Annotated in this window: 4 protein-coding genes; all 4 read left to right on the forward strand. The window is 32.1% G+C overall.

All coding sequences use genetic code 11. The features are described 5' to 3' along the window. Positions 1 to 155: 155 nt before the first annotated feature. The 4 genes from EIY84_RS11440 to EIY84_RS11455 all read left to right on the forward strand — a co-directional run bounded on the left by EIY84_RS11440 (position 156) and on the right by EIY84_RS11455 (position 4,666). Complete coding sequence (locus EIY84_RS11440) at positions 156 to 980, forward strand: SIR2 family NAD-dependent protein deacylase (RefSeq protein WP_124643289.1); 825 nt, start codon at positions 156 to 158, stop codon at positions 978 to 980. A 1,322-nt stretch (positions 981 to 2,302) separates the two neighbouring features. After that, positions 2,303 to 3,544, forward strand: a complete 1,242-nt coding sequence (locus EIY84_RS11445) for a S41 family peptidase (protein ID WP_124643291.1) — start codon at positions 2,303 to 2,305, stop codon at positions 3,542 to 3,544. 160 nt (positions 3,545 to 3,704) lie between these two features. Beyond that, on the forward strand, positions 3,705 to 4,265 hold the full coding sequence (locus EIY84_RS11450) for a Crp/Fnr family transcriptional regulator (RefSeq protein ID WP_124643293.1): 561 nt from the start codon (positions 3,705 to 3,707) through the stop codon (positions 4,263 to 4,265). Between the two features lie 71 nt (positions 4,266 to 4,336). Then, on the forward strand, positions 4,337 to 4,666 hold the full coding sequence (locus EIY84_RS11455; RefSeq protein ID WP_076386871.1) for a DMT family transporter: 330 nt from the start codon (positions 4,337 to 4,339) through the stop codon (positions 4,664 to 4,666). The last annotated feature ends 257 nt before the right edge of the window (positions 4,667 to 4,923 follow it).

A 4,923-nucleotide genomic window follows, 5' to 3' on the forward strand; every position in this document is an offset into this window, starting at 1 on the left:
TTCGCCATTGCTTTTTTATTTCACTATTTTTCTTAATTTAGTTGCATAAAAAAGCAATGGCTTTTTTTAGTGATAATAGAAAAAGTTTAACCATCAATCCCGCACTGCAGCCAAGCTGCTAGGCGTTACACGACATTTTACCAAAAATCCTGCAAATGAAAGATAAACTAGAAAAAATAATAACAGAAGTTTATAAAAAAAATAGACGAAATAATTTTACTTTTTTAACAGGTGCAGGAATTTCTTCAGAAAGTGGAATTCCAACTTATCGTGGAACTGACGGGATTTGGGTTAAAGGAACCAAATATCATAAACCAGAAGAATTTGGAACATTTAAATACTTTACAGAAAATCCTGAAGAGGTATGGCAATATACACTTTTCCGAAAAAAAATGTTTGAAAATGCTTCACCTAATGAAAGCCATAAATTGATAGCGGAAATTGAAAATGATTTACTTGATAGATTTCATTTAATTACTCAAAATATAGATAGCCTACATTTAAGAGCAGGTTCAAAAAGAGTTTATGAAATTCACGGAAACATAAGAGAAATCAAATGTTCAAACGGTTGCAAATCAATAGTTGAATTACCAAAATCAATAAATGGGAAAAACATTGATGAAAATTTGATTACTGAAGAAATTGAGAAACTTAAATGCAATGAATGTGGAAGTTGGATGAGACCAAATGTTCTTTGGTTTGATGAATATTACGATGAAAAAACGAATAAAAGAAATTCCGCATTGAAAGTTGCTAAAAATTCAGGAATTTTATTTGTAGTTGGAACTTCGGGCGCAACTAATCTACCTATTGCAATTGCTCAAACAACTTTAAAATATGGTGGTTATGTTATTGATATTAACTACGAGGACAATCATTTCACTGAACTTTTGAAAAATAAAAAAAATAAATTAACAATTAGAGATTCTTCAACTGAAAGTTTAAAAACAATAAACGAAATAATAAAAAACGTCGTGTAACATCGTATTGCTAAAATGCGGGATTGAAGGCTCTTGCGTTGAAAGTTTTGTTAATTTAGTCGCAAAAAATGTTTTCGCTTCCATTTTTTTTATTAATTTAGTCAGCGGAAACATTTTTGCTTTGTGCAGTTTTTAAGAGAAATTTCAGGTGTAAAAGCCCGCACTTCAGCAATACGTTTCCCGTTGTCCGTAATATTTGAGGAGCGTTATCAAATCGAAGATTTTGCAAATTTGAATTTTTTTTGACCTCTACCCCTTCTGATTTCTAAATTTTATGCCGAATAATTTCTATGTGAAAATTTTAAAAATTGTGCTGAAATTCATGCTGAAAATTATCCTGTTGATTTTCGAAAAATTGTGCTGAATATCTTGCTGAAAATTATTCCGTTTTAACCGTGCTGATTTTTAAAATATTGGGCTGAGGAATCCTGAATTTGTGCGTGAAAAATTGAAATTAACTTGGCGAAAATTATCAATCTGAAATTCTTTGGAAACACGCTTCTTTTCTCCTTGTCGTCCTTGATTTTCAACTTCTCGAACTGAATTTAACCCAGTTAAATTCGCCCTCGAATTGAAAATACTACGGACAACAGACGGTTTTGTGAAATGCGGAGGTCGGGCTCTTGCGTTGAAATTTTTGAGAAATTATTCGCAAAAAGCCTTTTTCTTTTACAAATTTTTGTATTTTAGCAAAAGAAAAATGGCTTTTTGCTTGGTGTAGAGATTGCATAAGTACTTGATAATCAAAGTCCGCACTTCACAAAGCCGCAAACCGTTGTCCGTAATATTTGAGGAGCGTTATCAAATCGAAGATTTTGCAAATTTGAAAATTTTTTGACCTCTACCCTTCTGATTCCTGAATTTTATGCCGAATAATTTCTGCGTGAAAATTTTAAAAATTGAGCTGAAATTCATGCTGAAAATTATCCTGTTGATTTTCAAATATTGGGTTGAGAATTCCTGAATTTGTGTACGTAAAAAATTGAAATTAACTTGGCGAAAATTATCTGTTGGAATTTCTTTGTAAAAACGCTTCTTTTCTCTTTGTCGTCCTTGATTTTCAACTTCTCGAACTGAATTTAACCCAGTTAAATTCGCCCTCGAATTGAAAATACTACGGACAACAGACGGTTTTGTGAAATGCGGAGGTTAGGATCTTGCGTTGAAATTTTTTGAGAAATTATTCGCAAAAAGCCTTTTTCTTTTACAAATTTTTGTATTTTAGCAAAAGAAAAATGCTTTTTGCTAAGTGTAGATATTGTATAACTACTTGATAATCAAAGTCCGCACTTCACAAAGCCGTAAACCGTTAGCATTAATATATGAAAAAGCAAATTCTAATAATGTTATTGTCAATTCCTTTAAGTGGGTTTTCACAAGAAATGTCAACAACTCTGAATATATATGGACTATCCGTTGCTTGGGAAAAAGTAAAGACAAATTTCCCTCATTTTGATAAATTACATACAGATTGGGATAGCCTTTACTTGCAAAATATTCCAAAAGTTATTGAAGCAAATGATATAAAAGATTACTACAGCATACTTATCAAGTTTTACGCAAAGCTTAATGATGGACATACTTGGATATGGTATCCAGACAGCATTAATAATTCGCTAAATACGATTCCTATACGTACAACATTTATCGAGGGAAAATTAATTGTTTCGAAAGTTCTAAACGAAACGTTGAATGATAAAATAGCTGTTGGTGATGAAATTATCTCAATTGATGATTACGAAATATCCATCTATGCTAGTAAATATATCTTCCCTTTCATATCCAGCTCTACAAGTCAAGATAGGAATTTAAGAGCTTATACTTACGATTTATTTTTGGGTGATATCGAAAACTCTGTAAAGTTGAAAATAAAACATTCAAAAGACCAAAGTATCGACACATTAACTATTAGTAGAAAATTGGTACAAATAAATGATTTCAAAGAATATGAGTATAAAAAACTAGAAAACAACGTTGGATATTTGAAAATCAACACGTTTTATTCGACCAATTATAAGACCATATTTGATAGTATCTATTCAAATCTATTAAACACAAATTCTCTAATAATAGACTTACGTCAAAATGGCGGAGGGTCTGGAGAACAAGCAAATTATATTTTATCGCATTTTTTACAAAAACCAACTCAAACTGCAAGTTATAAATTACGAAAAAGAGAAACCAATGAATGGGAAACCTATGAAGCTGGAACGATTTACCCAATAGAAAACAAAACTATTTACGATAAGCCTATCATTTTACTAATAGGTTCAGGAACATTTTCTGCTGCTGAAGATTTTTGTGTAGCTTTTATAAATGCAAGAAGAGGTGACCTTATTGGTACTAATACGGCTGGTAGTACAGGGAATTCAATAGAGTTTGACCTTCCATATGGAGGATACGGTCAAGTTACTTTTAAGAGAGATTTTTTTCCTGATGGAAAAGAATTTGTAGGAGTTGGTATCGAACCAAACATAGTAGTAGTTACAAAAATTGATGATATTATCACAAATAATGACAGTGTTTTAAATAGGGCAATATTAGAACTGAAGAATAAATACTAATGCTAACATCGGTTTTGCAAAATGGCGGGTTCAGTGCTTCTATGACAGTGTAGTGCAAGGTTCAGGTTCAGTTTTTCAATTGAACATTTGTGCTGTAAATCCGCCACTTCGCAAAGCCGAGAACCGTTAGCGGCAAGCATAAACCAACACCGTACAAAGAATGAACCCTCTCATAAAACAACTTAAAAAATACGGAAATCTGACCTCTGAAATCGAAACAGAACTTAACGAAAAAATTAAAAGTCTGATAAAACAAAAAGGCGATTTTTTGCTCAAAGAAGGACAAATTGTTTCAAATTTATTCGTAATTGAAAAAGGGCTTGTTCGTTCGTTTTATAATATCAATGAAAGAGAAATTAATGTTTGGTTTGGTTTTGAGAGCGGAATTTTAGGTTCAGTAATGCCATTATTTTTTAGCCAACCTTCAATTGAAAACATTCAGTTTTTAGAAGACACCACTTTATATTATATCTCAAGCAATGACCTTGAAAGTTTCTACAAATCATCGCAGGAAATGAATACGATTGGTAGAAAAATGGCAGAAGAATATTGCAAAATTTTAGAGGAACGTTCTTTTTTATTACAAACACATACCGCAAAACAGCGTTATCATTGGCTTTTGAAAAACCAACCCGAAGCTTTGCAAAGAATTTCTTTAGGACATATTGCTTCTTATTTGGGTATTTCGCAAGAAACATTGAGCCGTATTAGAAAGAAATAACGATTTTGACATTTGTCAAAAAAAGCACTTTTTAATTTTTGTTTCTTTGCATCAGTTAAAACAAAAGAACAATGAAATATTTATTTTTATCATTATCAATCGTACTTGAAGTTGTAGGTTCGAGCTTTATGAAAGCATCAGACGGTTTTTCAAAATTATTGCCAACAGCGATAACAATTGTGGCATATATTGCTTGCTTTTTCTTTTTGTCGCAAGCTTTAAAATCCATTCCTTTGGGAATAGCTTATGCAATTTGGGGTGGTTTAGGAATTGTCTTGACAGCTATAATTTCGGTTGTGGTATTTAAGCAATCGTTAGACATTCCAGCAATTATTGGAATTATTTTAATTGTGACAGGAGTTATCGTAATGAATTTTTTCTCAAAATCAGCAGCACACTAAAATGCCAGCCGCTAACAAGGGTTTTGCAATAGTGGGGCGAAACTGCAAAGTTCAACGGTTGTTCTTCGGTTGAACTTTAGTGCAAAATTGAAGATTTGTGCTTCGATTGCCCCACCATCGCAAAGCCCCGAACCGTTGTCCGTAATATTTGAGGAGCGTTATCAAATTGAAGATTTTGCAAATTTGAAAATTTATTGACCTCTACCCTTCTGATTTATAAATTTTATGCCGAATAATTTCTGCGTGAAAATTTGAAA

It is taken from the genome of Amniculibacterium aquaticum (genome assembly GCF_003852705.1).
Lineage (GTDB): Bacteria > Bacteroidota > Bacteroidia > Flavobacteriales > Weeksellaceae > Amniculibacterium > Amniculibacterium aquaticum.

Excerpts from the sequence above, each read along its gene's own strand:
- EIY84_RS11440 (WP_124643289.1), top strand. The coding sequence starts at position 156 with ATGAAAGATAAACTAGAAAAAATAATAACAGAAGTTTATAAAAAAAAT.
- EIY84_RS11445 (WP_124643291.1), top strand. The coding sequence starts at position 2,303 with ATGAAAAAGCAAATTCTAATAATGTTATTGTCAATTCCTTTAAGTGGG.
- EIY84_RS11450 (WP_124643293.1), top strand. The coding sequence starts at position 3,705 with ATGAACCCTCTCATAAAACAACTTAAAAAATACGGAAATCTGACCTCT.
- EIY84_RS11455 (WP_076386871.1), top strand. The coding sequence starts at position 4,337 with ATGAAATATTTATTTTTATCATTATCAATCGTACTTGAAGTTGTAGGT.